This window comes from Bradyrhizobium frederickii (genome assembly GCF_004570865.1).
Taxonomy (GTDB): domain Bacteria; phylum Pseudomonadota; class Alphaproteobacteria; order Rhizobiales; family Xanthobacteraceae; genus Bradyrhizobium; species Bradyrhizobium frederickii.
In genome coordinates this window covers 1-16,863 of the sequence record NZ_SPQS01000037.1, presented here as the reverse complement: position 1 = coordinate 16,863, position 16,863 = coordinate 1, and the positions used below count along the sequence as shown (strand labels likewise).

Below are 16,863 nucleotides of genomic sequence, written 5' to 3'. Positions count from 1 at the left end.
TTCGCTCTGGGAGTGTTCCTTGTGGCGCTTTATGTCGTCGTGAGCGCGGCAGGTGAGGTTTATGCAGCGTCGTACTTTCAGCAAGCGGATGTGTACGTCGCGCTCCTGCTGTCCTTCGCCGCGGTATGTCTGATATTTAATCTCCTGGCTCGCCACGAAGGAGACGAGGCAACGGTGGCGAAATGGTCGCTCCTGGTCTTCGTCGCGCTCAATGTCGTGACAGCAATCAGCTGGATCGGCTTATTCATCGGACTGAAATACGCCGAACCTGCGATCGTCGTCGCCTTCATGGTCGCACTGGGGCCCACCGCGACAGTGTGGTTAAACGCACTGATCAGGCGCCAGGGTGCCCCTCCAGCATCCGATATTGTCGTGAGCGTTACGATCGCAACGATCGGCAGTTACATGATTTGGATCTCGGCCAGCGGCAACGCAGGTGTGGAGTGGGGGGCTCGATCGTCCTTTGGCATCGTCTTGGCGATCGTGGCCGGGCTATCGCTGGCTCTTACAAATATACTCGTCAAACTGCTGTTCGACCATGGGTTTTCTGGCCGACAAGTCCTGGCGCATCGCTTTTATGGAACGATTCTCTTGCTGCTGGGACTGGTCGACTATTCATCTATCGTGCCTGAGATCTCGCAGCATTTGTTTGCGATCGCAGCAATTGGGCTGTCGACGATCATTGTTCCATTGCTCTTGATCCAGCAGGGCATTCGGCGCGTAGAGCCCTTCACCGTCAACACGGTCCTGTCAACCGCCCCTATCATCACCTTCCTATTCCAGTACTTCGATTCTCGCATCGTGCCTTCGTCACATACGTTCATTGGAAACGCTCTCATTACGGCTGTCGCTGTCGGCAACATCTACTTGCAGTATCGGAGATCCGCATGAAACAACGGAATTGTGTAATCGTAGACGCATACTCTACCGGTCGATACCTACCGGAAGAGTTCAAGCGCTATGGAATTGGAACGGTGCATGTGATGTCGGCTGCACAGATTGCGCCCATATTCCGATCGCATTTCAATGCGGATCTTTATGATGAAGTCATTCGCCCCAGCGAGGGAATGGGCTATGAGGAAACCGTTGAATATCATCTTCAGGCTCTGCATGGCCGGGAACTGGAGTTCGTTATCGCGGGCTGCGAGACCGGAGTTGAACTCGCCGATTCTTTGTCGGAGCGGCTGGGCTTGCCCTCAAATGGGACCGCGCTATCCGCTGCTCGGCGTGACAAAGCGCGATTGTCTTGCGCGTTGACCTCTGCAGGCGTGCGATCCATCAGACAAGTCGTGTCCGACAATCCTGTAGAGATCGCGAGCTGGAAGCGTGAAGCGAAGTTCGATCAGATCGTGATCAAGCCGCTGAACAGTACGGGTACCGAGGATGTATTCTTTTGCTCGACAGATGCTGATATTCAGCGGGCTCTAAGCACAATTGTCGGGAAGACGAACCGTGTCGGAGTGTTGAATCGTTTTGCCCTCGGGCAAGAAAAAATAAACGGCCAGCAGTACACCGTAAATGCCGTCTCGATCGGCGGGGAAGGTTTCGTTACGGAGGCCTGGACCTATGACACGGTTCCTATTGCGGGGGCATCGTCGGTCTGCTCGCTTGAGAGATTGTTGGACGGCAGCGAACCAATCGTTCAGGAACTATCCGACTATTTGGTGCGTGCGTTGCAGGCGCTACAGATCGTCGACGGACCGGCTCATGCAGAGATCATCGTCGATCATCGGGGACCGGTTCTGGTGGACTTCGGAGCGAGGCTTCAAGGGACCATGTCGGCAAAAGCACGAACGATGGCGTTGGGGCACAACCATATGAGCCTGACGGCCTGGCGCTACGCAGATCCCAAGGGCTTTGGTGAATATATGAGGCTGCGCGGGGGGCCCTACAGGCGGCAGGCTCACGCACTTTGCGTCTCGCTGATCTCAGATATGGGCGGTGTCGTTGCCGGTTACCCGGGACTCGAAGCAATCCGCCAGCTCCCGAGCTTCGCGGATGCCATTGCATTTGTTCCAATTGGTCATGAGCTGGTTCCCACGATCGACTTGGTGTCGACACCAGGCATCGTTTATCTGGTGAATAGCGACTTGACTCAGCTTGAGAATGACTATCGCAAGTTGCGAGCAATGCGGATGGACCAGGTCTTCGAGTTAGTGATGCAGGATCGCGACTAATGCCAACTGATCCCAGGTTGACCGGAGCGAATCCAGCCCGCGCGGCGATGGTCGGCGTAAGCGACTTCGATGGCGTTCTGCGAGGCAAACACGTCTTAGGTGAAGATCTCTCGGATGGAGACAAAGTCGTCAAGTTCTCTGAAGCGGTGCTGGCGTGGGATTGTACGGACCGGGTCATTCCGGCCAGTTTTACGCAAAAGCCGCTATCAGCGTTCGGGGACGCTGACCTGCGTATTCTGTCAGGCACCGGCCGTTCGGTGTCTCATCTCGGCGATCAATATCTCTACCTCGCGGAGTTCACGGGCCCACATGAGAACATTTGCCCGCGCGGTGTTCTGCGCAGGGTCCTGCGAAGGGCTGCTGACCACGGATACGACTGCACTGTCGGGTTCGAGTTTGAATTTATGCTGTTTAAGGAGAACGCAGACACGATTGAAGAAAAGTCGTTCGGCGAATGGGCTCCTTTAACACGCGGCCCGTTCGGCTACTCGATTGCGCGTTCGGTCGCGCAACATGAGTTGTTCGATGAGATCTTGGCGCTTTGTGAGAAAGCTAGACTACCTCTCAGCGGACTACACTTTGAAACGGGACCTGGCGTGGTCGAAGCGTCACTTCGTCATTGTGATGCGCTGGAAGCTGCCGATCGAGCAACCATATTCAAGTCGATGATTAAAGCCTGGGCGCAAACGCGAGGCATGATGGCTACATTCATGGCCAAGGTTTCCGAGAAATGGCCCGGCCAGTCTGGCCATATTCACATCTCGATGTCCTCGGATAATCAGAATGCGTTTTATGACAGTGATGCGTGCGGCAACGTCTCGAAGCTTATGAGGCAATTCATCGCCGGACAACTAGAATACATGAATGAGTTCTGTGTGCTCGCTGCGCCGAACTTCAACAGTTACAAGAGATTGGTACCTGGCTGCTGGGCACCAATCTGTCCAAGCTGGGGAGTTGACAACCGCTCCTGCGCAATTCGCGCCATTCCGGGAGAGCCATCGGCCCATCGCCTGGAGTATAGGCTGCCTGGCGCAGACCTGAACCCATATCTCGCGCTCGCAAGTGCGATTGGTTCGGGAATATTGGGTGTCGAGACAGGTCCGGCACTGCCGGCTTCGATCGTCGGTGATGCAAGCGCGGAAATGTGTCGTTCGTCCGCGAGACTGCCTCAAAGCCTATCAGAGGCAACTTCTCGGTTTGCAGAGTCTGCAGCGGCAAGTGATGTCTTCGGAGAAAGGTTTGTTGAAGCTTTTTCTTGCTCGCGCCGTTGGGAGTGGGAAGCCGTTCAACACCGGGTCACCGACTTTGAACGTCGGAGATACTTCGAGATCATTTAGCTGAGCTGTTCGACAGTTCTGAACGTCATTCCTCTGGCCGGTGCCGGCCACACTATTGCGGCTGCCTGTTCCGCTGATGTTGGACTTCATACAGAGCAAATGTGCGTTACTCGTTAAGTGAGGACCTCGGGACGCTGAGGAGGTCCGCTGCTATCTGCTCTGTGGCAGCAACCGCGATTGCTCCGTTGGATACTAGATTATATCTAACGTCCGGTCCTTCTCGTAAGCTCTACATCGGCAAGCAGATGGTGGAGCCGTCAAGCATGCGCCCGGTTGGCAGGTATCCCTCGCAAGCCGTCGAGCGTGCGCGCGCTTGCCTGGGTTGGTCCCAAAGCGGCGAGACAAGCGCTGCGGTCCGTCAGCCAGAAACTCACTCCGGCTGAAGTGAGCGAGCTGAGTTCCTCGCCTCTTCATTGCCGACTTGGCTTGCCAGACCGGGAAGCGGACTGTAAGCGTAGCTCTGCGGCCCTTTTGATGATTGACGCTTGACATCTGTGAGCCGCGTGCCGCGACGCCGCGGCTTCCAAATTTGGACAATGCGCTGGCGGCGGCCTCGAGCATCCTCGGGGCGACGAGGTTGGGATCGAACTGTGCGGGCCCCAGAGGCGCATATTTTCATATTCCAGATGAGTAGGGTCGCCGCTGGCATCGAGGTATTCGGCATAGCCGGGCGCACCACCGACGTCCTCGAGCAGGAGGGATGTCCCTCTAACGTGGTGTCAAACCATTTTTCGAGTTTGATCACTTGGCCTCAGCTGTCACCGAAGTCATAGAGATAATGGATCGTCTTCGCGCCGGTCTCCAGAACGATATTGAAGGGCTGCGTCTTGCGATGCATCGATGGGCTGAGGGCCAAAATCTCCTCCGGGATCATGGATACCCCGACGTCCTTCGCCGGCCAGGAACTCGAAGAGATGGCTGTTCGCCCGGCCAAACGCCGCCTGAAGCGTCAGATGCAGCCGATCAAGGCGCAGCGTGAGCGGCACGACAAGGCATCGCGTCACCTCCGGTTTCACATCCTTGAGAGGCCACCTTGATCCGGACCGAGGTCGTGTTCAGGCCCATGCCGCCAGCCTCGGATTATGTGCATGCATCCTGTACATCGACGCTCAAGCCGTCCAAGGCAGCCAGGAGATGCTGTCCATTGATTGGAAACCACCTTGACAGCGCTTTCGATACGTCAGGCGATGAGTTCAGCATTGAAGATTGAGCGGTGGACGCCATTTTCTTTGGAGTAGCGCTTTCGCAGCGTTGATTGCCTCAAAGCAGTTTGGAAAGGCCGGCGGGGACCTGACAACGCTCTTGCCGATGTTTCTGCTGATACCATTCGGCGGTATCCTTCTCGTCTTCGGATATATGCACTGGGATACATGCAGCTCGAAATTATCTGCATAATCGTGAGATCGGTGGGAGCAATTTTAGTGGTGGAACCGATTCTCACGCTTTCTGCTGTTTCGAGACGGGCTAACGGTAGTTTGCCGATATCAGATTGGCGCTCGGTGTGCTTGGCACGCTCACTGCGCTCTTTTTATGAGCGTATTGTAAGTGCGCTCAACTGGGCAGCCTCCTCGGCGAGGGCCTATTCTGAAAAGGACTTGCGCAGCGTAGGTTCTGCTCACTCGAACGCGAGAAGAGGAGGTCGACTTGACGGAACGTTCCACATCGAGCCAGATCTACGCATTGTTGAATCCGAAACTCTTTGGTCGGACAATAGCATCTCCTCCCGGTTAATAAGAGCTTTGCTGCTGCCGAAAGCCTGACAATCGACCCTGCGGTTCGCCATGCTCGACGGCTTTCGGTATTCGGGAATGACTTTGGCAGGGCTATTTCTGGCAGCGCACATTTCCATACTGGTCACGGCGAGCCAGCGGAATGCGGACCGGCGCTACAATCGACTATCCCGCACCTTATGGGTCATCCCCTATTGCTGCCTCAGCACCACAACAGCTTCCATGAAATTGGAACTCGGACGGCGGGTTGTGCATTCGGAGAGCATCCTTCGTCAGCCAACCGTCAGCCAGGCGGCCTATCCAGGGACGCTGCGCATTGTTGACCGTATGGGAGATGGAACATGACGGGCATTGGCCGACCTGGCGAACCGCACGTTGGGGCTGCGGGAGCCGACACCACGTCGGTATCGAGCAGTGCGCATTCGGAGCCAAATGTCCCTGCGGAAGGCCACCGAGTTTTCAACTCTGTCGTGGAGCGGATGCGCTTAGCGTCTGAAGATAGAATGGCGGCGCTCGCGAGCCTGCCCTCAGGTTCGGGTGTGGCAGTCCCCATTTCCTCAAGCGGTGAGGGGATCAACGCAGCGAAACAAAATATGGACGGCCTGCTTGAGGAACTTGATGCTTGCCACAGTGCTGCCATGGGCGCTCAGAGCTCGTCTGAGGCGCAAGAGCTGATCGATCAGGTTGTCAAAGCAGGCGCAGCAGTTCTGGACTACTACGCGAGCCTGTCTCCAGATGTGGCGCGCAGCATTCTGTCCGAAGATCAGGCTCGCCGAGTTCGTGACCGGACTCTGGATGCGGGGAACGAATGCAACGCGCTGGCCGCACCGATTATCTACGCCTTGGAGCAGCGTAGGGAGAATGCGGGAAAGATACTCGAGCGGATGCGCCAATCCAATGCTCCGCCCGACCAGCTGATCCGAGCGGCTTCCAGTGTGGCGAAACACTATTTGGCCTGCACGGAGTGGTGGGAAAAGAAGGCATTGCGCTCTGAACGGATGCAGTCCGTCTGCGCAGCCACTGCCAGCTTGCCAAGTGCAACGGCCGAAATGCGACAGACCGAACAGGCGACACTAAGGCTGCATACCGGCTGGGCACTGAATACGAGGTGCGTGCATCTGCAATCGCAAGTCCTTCTCGCGCGGGTCATGATTGAGTCGCACGCGAGCACGCTCGACCCGGCCGTCAGGCAAATCCTCTTGGGTGAGAACGGTCGGGCACGTCTACTCGGAACCTTCATGGGCGATGTTGTTCCGGCATTCCTCTCAACGGGCGACGCTGTTCTGCACAGCAAAGGACAAGCCCTCGACGCAGAGCACTGCGCCGTTCTGGAAGGGGTCATGGAGCGGCTATCGGAATTTGCGTCGGCGTTGCCCAACATGGTTGCCGAGCTAAGGCATAAGGGAGCAAGTCCCGAGCTTCCGTTGGATCTGTTGGATCAGATCGTGGAAGGAGCGTGGGTCACTGCCCATGAGGTCATGCGCCTCCTAGCAGTGCAGCCGAAGACACCAGCCATCATCGCAGCGCCAACGGAGGCTGGCCTTGCGTTGCCGGCAGACGCCGCCGGCAAGGACCCGGCGGCCGAAGGCAGTCCAACGCGCAGGAAAGGGAAGGGCAAGCGGAGGCAGGCCGGAGGTGCGGGGAGTTCGGCTGCCGGGCAGCCCGAGCCGCAGCTCGCTAGGCCCGAATCCGACACGGCTCGAACCACCAAGGTTATTGTGCTCTCGGATCTGGGCACGAAGAAACTCGCGAGCGCGGAAGAGGCGCATACGAGAATGTCATCGTCGGCGAGGGAACACTTGGCAATATGGCAGGCTCCGCCATCGAAGGAGACACTGACGCGCCTGCTCGCGCGATTGGACGAACTCTTGCAATTCGATCTGCGCAGCGAGCAAAGAGCCATTTCGCAAGCGCGCCACATGAAGCCCGAAGATGCCGACCACGTCGTGGACATCGTGGTTGAGCGGCTGCAGAGCCAATCTGCGGAGATTGAGGCCTGTGTAGCCGCGCTGGACGAACCTCGCCGCCGCGGCCTACTCACGCCTATGCAACTGCCCGAAGTGCACGACAAAATAGTCCGCCTCAAGGCGATGTTGTCGGAGGTTCAGGGGCAGGCACATGCTTTGAAGGCGCGAAAGGCTTCGATCGAGATCGATTGCATGAAGACCTATGCGTTTCCCTCGCAGAAGTACCTCGAACGGTTGCAGGCGGCCGAGGAGTTGGCTCCCTTGGAGTCACCGCGCGCATTGAAGGGTGAGCCAGGAACGCTGTTCGAGATCAAGCTGCAGCCTACGCCACTGCGCAGTGGTACGGTGAATCCGATGTGGGTGCACATCCATACGAAGCGGCCGGTCTATGCGTGGCAGTTAACGACATTGGATGACGCCGAATTCGCCGCTTGCCACGTGAAATCCAACGAACAGCGCGGCTACAATCGCCTCTGGCAGAACGCTCGAGCTGCAACGGGTCACGAAGACGTCGTGATCCACCGCGGCAAGCTCACGCCTGCGTTCTGCAAGTCCTTGTTAGGTTCCGCTTTTAGCGGCTATCCAGGGTATCCTTTTGCCGGAACGGAGCGCGGGGCACGCAGGTGACTCGATACGAGACTAGTTAAGCGACTCGATAGAGCGCCGCTTGTGGTACGGCATCGGTCTTCTTCGCATCCGGATCCAGTGGCCGAATGAACCGCACTTTGGGCTCCAGGCGCCAACTCCTGAGCTAAGAAGCCGGATTGAGCTGTTGGAGAGGCGAGCGTTCGCCATTAGCAACTCCAGGAAGAGGCCCAAGAGTTCTCTGAACCGGGCGAGGATGCGGCGGAAGTTGTGGCCGACGGCTGAGAGGACGACATTGGCGGCGTCGCCGGCGCGGCCTTTGAGGTAGCAGCGGCCGAGGTGGCCTTCGGCCTTCATGTGCCCGATGATGGGCTCGATGGCAGAGTGACGGCGCAGCTCGCGCTTGATGACACCGAAGACGCTGCGCTTATGGCCGGAGATGAAGACGCGACGGGGATTTTGCGCGTGGCGGCCGCGGTACCCCTTGTCGACATAGGCCCGCTCGATCGGACAGCCGGTGAGCGTCTCGGTGCGCTCGATGGCGTCCCGCAGGGTGTGTGCCCATCATACGGATTGTCGTGCATTGCGCTCGCGTGCAGCACGAGCAGTCCGCCGGGAGCGGGGCGATTGTTGGTCACGACGGAGGCCTTCACGCCGAACTCGTAAGGCGCGGGGGCCTGGGCTTTGCCGATGCATTCCACCTCCGGAGCATGGAAGATGGGATGGTTGCCGTCCATCCCTGACGGCATCGCAATGTGCCATAAGGGTGGTTCACAGCCACTGAGCGCAAAGGACGGCAACCGTGACGAAAGATACGATGATCGGCGTGGATCTGGCAAAGAATGTTTTCCAACTCCATGGCGCGTCGATGACGGGGCACGTGAAGTTTCGCAAGAAGCTCTCGCGAGCTCAATTTCGCAAATTCATGGCTGAGCAGGCGCCTAGCGTAGTGGTGATGGAGGCTTGCGGCGGGGCCCATTGTTGGGCTCGGCAGATGATTAAGCTGGGACACGACGTGAAATTGATCTCGCCGCGCTACGTCAAGCCGTTCTTGAAGCGTCAGAAGAATGACGCGGCCGACGCCGAGGCGATCGTTGACGCGGCGCAGCGTCCGGAAATGCGTTTTGTCGAGATCAAGACCGAGGCTCAGCAGACGCGGGCGGTTCTGTTTCGAAACCGCGAGCAATTGGTCCGCCAGCGCACCGAATTGACGAATGCCTTGCGTGCGTATCTCTATGAATACGGCTACATCGCTCCGCAAGGAAACCCAGGCATGAGCAGATTCACGACTTAGACCAAGAGCAAAGTGATTTGCCGAAGCTCGTGCACGACCTCTGCCGCGATATGCTGCAGCAGATCGCTGAAAAGACCGCTCGGATCCAGGCCATGCTGGTGCGACTCAAGGAGCTAGCTACGAAGACCGAAACGGCAAAGCGCCTGCAGACGATGCCCGGCGTAGGCCCGATCACCGCGCTGGCGATCGAGGCCTTCGGGCCGCCGATGGAGACATTCAGATCCGGCCGGGATTTCGCCGCGTGGCTGGGACTTGTCCCACGGCAATATTCATCGGGTGGTAAGCAACGGCTTGGCCGGGCGTCGAAGGCCGGCCAACTGGACATACGTAAGCTCCTGATCATTGGCGCGATGTCCCGCCTGAGCTGGCTGGGACGAAAGTCCATAAGCGAGAAAACCTGGCTGGGCCGCATACTGCTCAAGAAGCCGCGTATGCTCGTGGCGGTCGCACTCGCGAACAAGATGGCACGCGCCATCTGGACGAAGAAGGAGAACTATCGAGATCCGGCGCTGGAGGCCACTGCATGACGATCAGTCCGCAGCGGGTCTCAATCTAACGCCGGTACGTTGGGGAGTGTGAGAAGACGACTACTTGCATGGGCAAAGGATCGAAAGATCTGGATCAGGAAAACCAGCTTTATTCCTGGAGCTTCGAGCTCGAATGGAAGATTTGGACTTGATCCGCAGATCACCATCCCGGCCGGCGGCATCTGAAGGGCCGCACATGAAGGCCTCACAGAAGCGCGCACTCGATCACATGCTTGCAAGTAAAAAATCTTCTTGCATCACGGACGGCAACCACAGAAGGAATAAAGCTTCCAGCCGCGCTGGCGCTGCTGCTGCGAATGAATCTGCGCGACCCAGCCGAGCGGAAGGGCGAAGGCCTCCTCCAGTGCCGGCTGGCCCTTGATGTTGCGGCGGATGTCGCGAATGATTGGGCCGAGCCTGCTACGCAGGATGCGCAACTGTCCCTGATGCCGCCTGAACTTGATCGTCGTTGATGGTTCGAGGACGGCCAGGGCGGGCTTCGTCAAGCAGGCCATCACAGCGGTCCTTCAAAAATCGGCGGCGCCATTTGCCACGGTGTGTTCGTGGAGGCCGAGTTCGGCAGCTACCGACTTGCTTGGCAAGCCATCCGCACACCGCAGGATCGCGCGGCAGCGCTCAGGTAGCGATCGGGCAACGCAATGACGACGAACCTGCCTCTCCAAGTACGCCCGCTCCTGCGGGCTAAGAACCAGCGGCGCGATCGGCCGGCCTCGCTCACCTGCATTCGCCACGAGCACTCTCCTCTATAGAGATTCGAGCTATCAACTAATGTGACGAACTTGCGTTCCAGATGACTAGCACGACTTTGGCAGAATGTGCTTTCGCCGCTGTTTTTCAAGGATTTGCTTTCGGCAATATGGGCAGTGCTGAGGTGGCGGCCGGAGGATGAGATCTACGATGGCGTGACGTACGGCTGGCATGGTTGGCTGGGGCGGAGGCCCGTTGATTCTTTTTTTTCCGCCCCGCGTATGCGAGGCGACGATGTTGCAGGAAGGCGTAGGCAATCATTGTCATCAAGGCGTGGCGATGAAGACCTTGCCATGATCGCCCTTCGAAGTGATCAAGTCCAAGCTCCTCCTTCAACTGCTGATGGGCCTGCTGCCAATCCACCGTGCCTTGATGGTGGCGGCCAGTGTGCGCAGATCCGTCGCCGCAGGGAGATTGGCGAGATAGTATTTCTTTTCCCCTGAGGCACGTTGCTCGCCAATGAGCCAGGCTTCGTCGCCTGGGAGATGCTGCTGACCTTTATCCCATATCCGCTGTGGAGGGCCGTCGGCGGTCCGGACGCGGAGAGCAGCAAATTGGGCTTTCAGTCGACCTTTCGTCCCGCTGCGCCAACTCACGGTTTTCCATTTGGCGCTGGCCAGCATTTGTTCTGCCGCAATCGATAAGATATCGGGCACGTGGTGCTTTCGTGGTTTCCCGCGGACTTTGGTAATCGGCCAAATGAGCTTCACATCGACCGGATACACCTTCAGGTGCCGAGGGATGCCAACAGCCCAGGCCAGCCCGCGCTCGGTTAGCCCTTGTCGAAACGGTGCGCTAAGTCCGTATCCTGCGTCCGCCAACACACATCCAAAGCGCACGTTTGGCTGCTATCGCGCGGTCAATTTCGGCCAAAGCAATTTCCGGCTTGGACCGTGGCGTTCGGTATTCGGCTGGCACGCGAGCGCGCTTCAAACGAGACATATTGCTTGTCCAACTGTCGGGCAGAAAGAGGCGCAACGCGACCATCACGGGCACTTCGCCGCGCGCAAGCGTCAAAGACACCAGCGTTTGGCAATTTGCTGTTTTGCCGAGAGCCGACGCGTATTGAGCCGCAACACCAACCGAGCGTTCGCCCTTCTTCGGCAGTGAGGTGTCATCAATAACCAGCACCGCATCCCTGCCGCCGACAAGTCGGTCCGCCTGATCGAGCAGCTCTGTCTCCAGCGGCGTCGGGTCCCAGACACCGTCCGCAATGAAATGGTGCAACTGGTCGTAGCTGCTCGTGGCAAGGCGGTCTGCCATCGGCTGAACGCTCTTGCGGTCGCCAGGACCGATCAATCCCGCAACATATAGAGGACACATCCGCTGCCGGGTCTTATGACCCAGCCGGTCCAAGAACGGCATCAGCCAGCGTTCGAGTTCGTCTTCCCATCCCGGCATGGTCAGCCCTCCAAGAGCCGACCACCCATGAATCATTGAAAAATTGATTCGGGAATCTTGAGGGTTCTGTGAGGTCGCGGGGCAAAGGCCAGCCTCGCGCTCTGTCGTAGCTGCGACCTCATAGAAGCCGGATTGAACGAAGCCGCGGAGTTGTGGGCGCTATGGGGATAGTGCAGCCAGTGCGGCTGCGGAGAAGGCGCGCCTGTGGTCGCCGCGCGTCGGCGAGACATTCAGCTGATACGAGCGGCCGCATTGATCTGGCCAGGGGCGCGATACCGCGATCGATTTGCTGTGCTGGGATGCGCGGCCGAACGAACGACGGGGTGATTGGTGACGAACGCGGCCACGGCGACATCGGATGTTGCCACCGAGAGGGTCATCCCGGAAGGGGTGGATGGTGCAGGCGCTGGTCATGACGTATCACAACGAAGCGGATGGTCGCGTGCGCAGGCTCGCGGGACGACATCGACGCGCCGCATGGTGCCGCCGCAATGTGGGCAGACGGGGATCTCGCATTTGACGAGAGGATCGCCGCTGGCTTCCTGATCAGCCGGAGCGTTGCGGACAGCAAGGAGTTGACGGCAGAGGGCGATTTTATCGTTGCGTCCGCCATTGGCGAGGAGGCCATAGTGGTGGATGCGGTGGAAGCCGTCCGGCAGGGTGTGCAGGAGAAAGCGACGAATGAACTCACCGGCATCAAGCGTCATCACCTTGGCTTTGCGATTCTGCCGATAGTCCTTCCAGGAAAAGCTCACCTTGCCGTCGGCAAGCGAGATCAGCCGACTGTTGGCGATGGCGACGCGGTGCGTATAGCGGCCGAGATAAGCCAGCACCTGTTCGGGCCCGCCAAATGGTGGCTTGGCATAGACGACCCAGTTGGTCTGTCGAAGTTGATTAAGGCGCGCGGCGAATGCAGCGGGATCGGTGAGATGGGCGAGAGCGCCAAAGAAGCTCAGCTGGCCAGCCGCGTAGGCAGCTTGTAGCTCTTGCAGAAACAGGCGGCGGAACAGCCGGGAGAGGACGCGCACTGGCAGGAAGAAGCCGGGCCGGCAAGCGACCCAGCGTGTGCCGTCGAGCGAGGGTCCACCGCCCGGCACGACGCAGTGGATATGCGGATGGTGTTGCAGGGTCTGGCCCCATATGTGGAACGGCCCGCGTGGCAAGAGCTTTTTCAGCCGATTTCACACATTGGAACGGTGCGGTCATATGTCCGGCCTTTGCGCGCGGCGATGGCCGCTGGCCTCGATGAGATCCGCGGAACGAAGAGCTAAATCAGGTATGCGCGCTTGAGCGCATTAGGGCCAGCAGCTTCACTCGTCTCGGGATTTCGTCCCATGGGTTCATCGCCTGTTGTTGCACCTTGCCCTCCGCCGGCCTGCGCCGGTCAGATCGTTTTGGCGGTCATTCGTCCATCAGACGTCGACCGCGGTAACGGCGGGACGCCGATAAGTTCCGCCCTTGTTTAGAAGAGCCCAGATGATCCGCGCCGTCTTGTTGGCCTGCGCAACCGCTGCAACCTTGAACGGCGGTCTGGCGAGCAGCGCTTTCAGCCGCGGTTGCGCCCGAGCGTCGTTTCGGGCGACCCGCAAGACGGCTGTTGCCCCGACGACGAGGAGAGTGCGGAGTTCCGGATTTCCCATCTTCGATATTCGTCCCAGCCGCTCTTTGCCTCCGCTTGAATGAGACCGCGGCGTCAATCCCAGCCAGGCGGCAAAGTGGCGAGCCGACTTGAAACCGCCGGGATCCGGCACAAGCGCCTTGATGGTCGCCGCAGTAATGGCACCGACGCCAGTGATCGTCGTCAACCGACGCATGTCCTCGTCGTGCTTGGCCTCCATGACGATTGCGCGCTCAAGCCTGTCGATCTGGTCGGCTGAAGCTTCAATTTGATCGGCAATAGCCCTCAGGGCGAAGCGCGCCGCTATTGGCACGCGAGCATCTGTCTCGTCCCGCACGATCGCGACCAGCGCCTCAACCTTTGCCAGGCCGGCGGTGGCGATGATGCCCAGTTCTGCTAGGTGCGCGCGCAACGCGTTGACCGCCTGCGTTCGCTGCCGCACTAGAAGAGCGCGGGTCTTGAGCACCATCGCGGCAGCCTGTTGCTCGGCCGTCTTAATCGGCACGAAGCGCATGGTCTTTCGGGTCACCGCTTCGCTGATGGCCTCCGCGTCCGCCGCATCCGTTTTGCCGTGCTTGACGAAGGGTTTGACATAAGCCGGCGGAATGAGCCGCACCTCATGACCGAGAGCTGCGATCTCGCGTGCCCAATAGTGGGCGCTACCGCATGCTTCCATCCCCACCAGGCATGCTGGCAGCTTCTCAAAGAAACGCAGAACTTCGCTGCGCCGCAGTTTCCGGTTGAACACGGGTGAGCCCTTGGCATCCGCCCCGTGAACCTGGAATACGTGCTTGGCCAGATCCAGTCCGATGGTGATAACCTGTTTCACGGAACGGTCCCTCCTTTGTGGCGTTCGAACAACGACCACGTTCTAGCACTTTGATGCTGATGGAGCGGGCCGTTCCACCACATCAGGTATGGAGGACGGCAGTCACGCCGAGCTGAGCGCCGAGATGCTTGGGATCGGCCGCGATGGTGGCGAGCGTCTCGGCCGCGCAGCGGAACAGGATGGGCATAGACGACAGCCTTGTTCTGGAAGGCGATCTCGCCGGCGGACGCCGGCATGGTGAAGACGACGTGGAAATACGGTACGGGAAGGAGTTCAGCTTGCCGTTCGGTGAGCCATTGCGCGCGCGCCGCGCCCTGGCACTTCGGGCAATGCCGATTGCGGCAGGAGTTATAGGCGATGCGTGTGGCGCCGCAGTCATCGCACTGCTCGACGTGGCCGCCGAGCACAGCCGTCCGGCAGGCCGTAATCGCGCCCATGACGCGCCGCTCGATGCGGCCCAGATGCTCGGCACGGGCTTGCCGAAACGCTTCGCCGTGGCGGCGGAAGATATCCGCCACTTCCAGAACCGGAGCCATGGCGCCCGCTCAGCCGGGCGGCACGACCTCCAGGTGGAGCCGGTCCAGCGGACTTGGCGTATTGCTGATGGTCTTGGTGGCGACCTGGGTATAGCGCGCCGTGCTGGCCAGGCTGGCATGGCCGAGCAGCACCTGGATGATGCGCACGTCGGCCCCGTTCTCCAGGAGATGGGTCGCGAATGTGTGCCGCAACGTGTGCACCGTCACCGACTTGCTCAAGCCGGCCGCCGCACAAGCTGAACGGCAGGCGGCGTGTAGCACGTTCGGGACGAGCGGACGCTCGTCGTCGCGGCCGGGAAACAACCATCGCTTTGGCCGAGTGAGCCGCCAATACGTCCGCAGAATCCTCAAAAGCTGCGGCGAGAGCATAACGTAACGGTCCTTGCCGCCCTTGCCGTGCTCGACCCGGATCAGCATCCGTTGGCTGTCGATGTCGACAACCTTCAAGAGGACCACTTCCGATACGCGCAGTCCGGCGGCATAGACCGTGGTCAGCGCGGTACGGCTCTTCAGGCTCGGGATTGCTTCCAGGAAGCGCACGACCTCGTCGGCGCTCAGCACGACCGGAAGTTTGCGCGGTTGCGTGCATAGGCGATGCGCTCCGGAACGGTGTCATGACCAAGCGTCACACCGTAGAAAAACCGCAGTGCGCAGACGATCTGGTTCAGCGCCGGCCAGGACATCCCCGTCGCAACCAGATGAACCTGGAAGGCACGGATATCCTCCAGGTCGAGGCGGTCGGGAGAGCGACCGAAATATCGGCTCAACTTCGCTACGGCGTTGAGGTAGGATTGCTGCGTCGCCGGTGACAGATTGCGGACCGTCATGTCCTCGATCATGCGGCGGCGAAGTGGGCTGATCTCAGCCATCGGAAAACCTCCTGTCTGAAGGGTTGGGCTTCGAAAACCCGCAATCCTCTCAGACAGGAGGCAATCCTTGCTATGCCTCCCTACATGCCGCGACAGCGGCTTCGTCCAATCCTCTAAAGCGCGGCAAAATCAACAATCTGCCAAAGTAGTGCTAGGGTGAGAACTCATTAATTTTTCTGCTGTGACAATACGATACTGATTCTCTTTGGGGAAGGATTGGGATCGTGATCGTTTTGCTGAGCGACGAGCAGTAGCAGCGGATCGAACCTCATCTGCAAACCGAAGTGCGCGGTTTCGAGCGGCAAGACGATCGCCGCATTATCAGCGGCATCATACTCGTGCTGAAAAGCGGCTGCCGTTGTCCGATTGTCCCGACGCCTACGGACCTCCTACGACGATCTATAATCGCTTCGCCCGGTGGGCGCGGCGCGGCATATGGGAAAACCTGTTCCGGGAGCTTGCCGGCAACGGTCGATCGACGGACACCCAGATGATCGACTCTACGCACGTCAAAGCGCATCGCTCGGCAGCGGGCGGAAAAGGGGGGCAGAAGCAGGCTGTTGGTCGCTCGCGCGGAGGGGCAACACGAAGATACACGCACTCGCAGATGCTAAGGGGCGCCTGATCGCCATTCTGTTGACTGGAGGCGAAGCGCTCGACTGTCCGATCGCAGAGCGCCTGATCCGCAGGGTCAAGCGGCCGAAACGGATGCTCGGTGACAAAGCCTATGATAGCGCCGAATTGCGTGAACAACTCGATGAGCGCGGAACCAAGCCGGTTATTCCAAACCGCAGCAATCGCAATCAACCGTACGGCTTCTCAAAGCGTTTCAGCCTGCTCCGGGCTCCTCTGTGTTTGGCCGAGGCAAACATTTGGGCGATGTAGCCACGCGATTTCAAAAGATTCTCTGTCGCCGCACGGACTGAGGCGTCGTCGTCAACGACGGAAATCAAAGGCGTGGACAAGACGAGCCCTCCTGGAGCGGAAATAGCGGCTGCAAGCATTAGCCACCTTGCGCGAAAAGTGGGCTCGACTGATGAAATTGTAAAATCATACTTGGGTTTGTTCAGGACGATTAGTGCGAACTCCCAGCGTCTCAGTCATTCTGATCAAGTCGGCCAGCGAGCGTGCACGCATCTTTTTCATTACGTGTCCCCGGTAGATCTTGACCGTAATCTCGGCGAGCCCAAGCTCGGCGGCGACCTGCTTGTTCATCAGGCCGGCA

8 protein-coding genes and 9 pseudogenes are annotated in these 16,863 nt (G+C 59.1%); 6 read left to right on the top strand and 11 right to left on the bottom strand.

What is annotated here, in order from left to right; genetic code table 11:
• Positions 1–21: 21 nt before the first annotated feature.
• Genes E4K64_RS35925 through E4K64_RS35915 form a run of 3 tightly spaced genes read left to right on the top strand, consistent with a single transcriptional unit; the run spans position 22 to position 3,514 of the window.
• The gene (locus tag E4K64_RS35925) at positions 22–891 is read left to right on the top strand and encodes a DMT family transporter (protein ID WP_235884900.1); all 870 of its coding nucleotides are present in this window, start codon (positions 22–24) and stop codon (positions 889–891) included.
• Complete coding sequence (locus E4K64_RS35920) at positions 888–2,177, top strand: ATP-grasp domain-containing protein (RefSeq protein WP_126261837.1); 1,290 nt, start codon at positions 888–890, stop codon at positions 2,175–2,177. The genes E4K64_RS35925 and E4K64_RS35920 overlap by 4 nt, the downstream gene beginning before the upstream one ends.
• Positions 2,177–3,514 carry a glutamine synthetase gene (locus E4K64_RS35915; RefSeq protein ID WP_126261836.1) on the top strand — a complete coding sequence of 446 codons (1,338 nt, stop codon included), beginning with the start codon at positions 2,177–2,179 and terminating at the stop codon, positions 3,512–3,514. Before E4K64_RS35920 ends, E4K64_RS35915 begins: the two co-directional genes overlap by 1 nt.
• 410 nt (positions 3,515–3,924) lie before the next feature.
• Here E4K64_RS35915 and E4K64_RS41395 read toward each other — a convergent pair whose 3' ends face one another.
• Together E4K64_RS41395 and E4K64_RS41390 are read right to left on the bottom strand one after the other, a co-directional pair.
• Complete coding sequence (locus tag E4K64_RS41395) at positions 3,925–4,209, bottom strand: plasmid pRiA4b ORF-3 family protein (protein ID WP_235884907.1); 285 nt, start codon at positions 4,207–4,209, stop codon at positions 3,925–3,927.
• 204 nt (positions 4,210–4,413) lie between these two features.
• Positions 4,414–4,500, bottom strand: a pseudogene (locus tag E4K64_RS41390) (plasmid pRiA4b ORF-3 family protein); the annotation flags it as partial.
• 1,085 nt (positions 4,501–5,585) lie between these two features.
• On the opposite strand from E4K64_RS41390, the gene E4K64_RS35900 reads away from it, so the two are divergent.
• On the top strand, positions 5,586–7,838 hold the full coding sequence (locus E4K64_RS35900; RefSeq protein ID WP_126261835.1) for a hypothetical protein: 2,253 nt from the start codon (positions 5,586–5,588) through the stop codon (positions 7,836–7,838).
• 124 nt (positions 7,839–7,962) lie between these two features.
• On the opposite strand, the pseudogene E4K64_RS35895 reads toward E4K64_RS35900, so the two are convergent.
• Positions 7,963–8,512, bottom strand: a pseudogene (locus E4K64_RS35895) (transposase); the annotation flags it as partial.
• A gap of 101 nt (positions 8,513–8,613) precedes the next feature.
• On the opposite strand from E4K64_RS35895, the pseudogene E4K64_RS35890 reads away from it, so the two are divergent.
• Positions 8,614–9,617: pseudogene (locus E4K64_RS35890) on the top strand (IS110 family RNA-guided transposase).
• A 275-nt stretch (positions 9,618–9,892) separates the two neighbouring features.
• Here E4K64_RS35890 and E4K64_RS35885 read toward each other — a convergent pair.
• The 7 genes and pseudogenes from E4K64_RS35885 to E4K64_RS35855 form a co-directional block, all read right to left on the bottom strand.
• Positions 9,893–10,078: pseudogene (locus tag E4K64_RS35885) on the bottom strand (IS5/IS1182 family transposase); the annotation flags it as partial.
• Positions 10,074–10,369, bottom strand: a pseudogene (locus E4K64_RS35880) (helix-turn-helix domain-containing protein); the annotation flags it as partial. The pseudogenes E4K64_RS35885 and E4K64_RS35880, both read right to left, overlap by 5 nt.
• 103 nt (positions 10,370–10,472) lie before the next feature.
• A pseudogene (locus E4K64_RS35875) lies at positions 10,473–11,822 on the bottom strand (IS701 family transposase).
• Positions 11,823–12,196: 374 nt separating this feature from the next.
• Positions 12,197–12,931 (bottom strand): annotated as a pseudogene (locus E4K64_RS35870) (IS91 family transposase); the annotation flags it as partial.
• 267 nt (positions 12,932–13,198) lie between these two features.
• The gene (locus E4K64_RS35865; RefSeq protein WP_126261834.1) at positions 13,199–14,233 is read right to left on the bottom strand and encodes an IS110 family RNA-guided transposase; all 1,035 of its coding nucleotides are present in this window, start codon (positions 14,231–14,233) and stop codon (positions 13,199–13,201) included.
• Between the two features lie 85 nt (positions 14,234–14,318).
• A pseudogene (locus E4K64_RS35860) lies at positions 14,319–14,769 on the bottom strand (IS91 family transposase); the annotation flags it as partial.
• 9 nt (positions 14,770–14,778) lie between these two features.
• Positions 14,779–15,638 (bottom strand): annotated as a pseudogene (locus tag E4K64_RS35855) (tyrosine-type recombinase/integrase).
• Positions 15,639–16,073: 435 nt separating this feature from the next.
• Between E4K64_RS35855 and E4K64_RS35850 the strand changes: the two are divergent.
• Positions 16,074–16,523 carry a transposase gene (locus E4K64_RS35850; RefSeq protein ID WP_430642560.1) on the top strand — a complete coding sequence of 150 codons (450 nt, stop codon included), beginning with the start codon at positions 16,074–16,076 and terminating at the stop codon, positions 16,521–16,523.
• A 165-nt stretch (positions 16,524–16,688) separates the two neighbouring features.
• Here E4K64_RS35850 and E4K64_RS35840 read toward each other — a convergent pair.
• Positions 16,689–16,863, bottom strand: a 175-nt coding sequence (locus tag E4K64_RS35840; RefSeq protein ID WP_235884906.1) for a LuxR C-terminal-related transcriptional regulator, incomplete at its 5' end; no start/stop codon positions are given.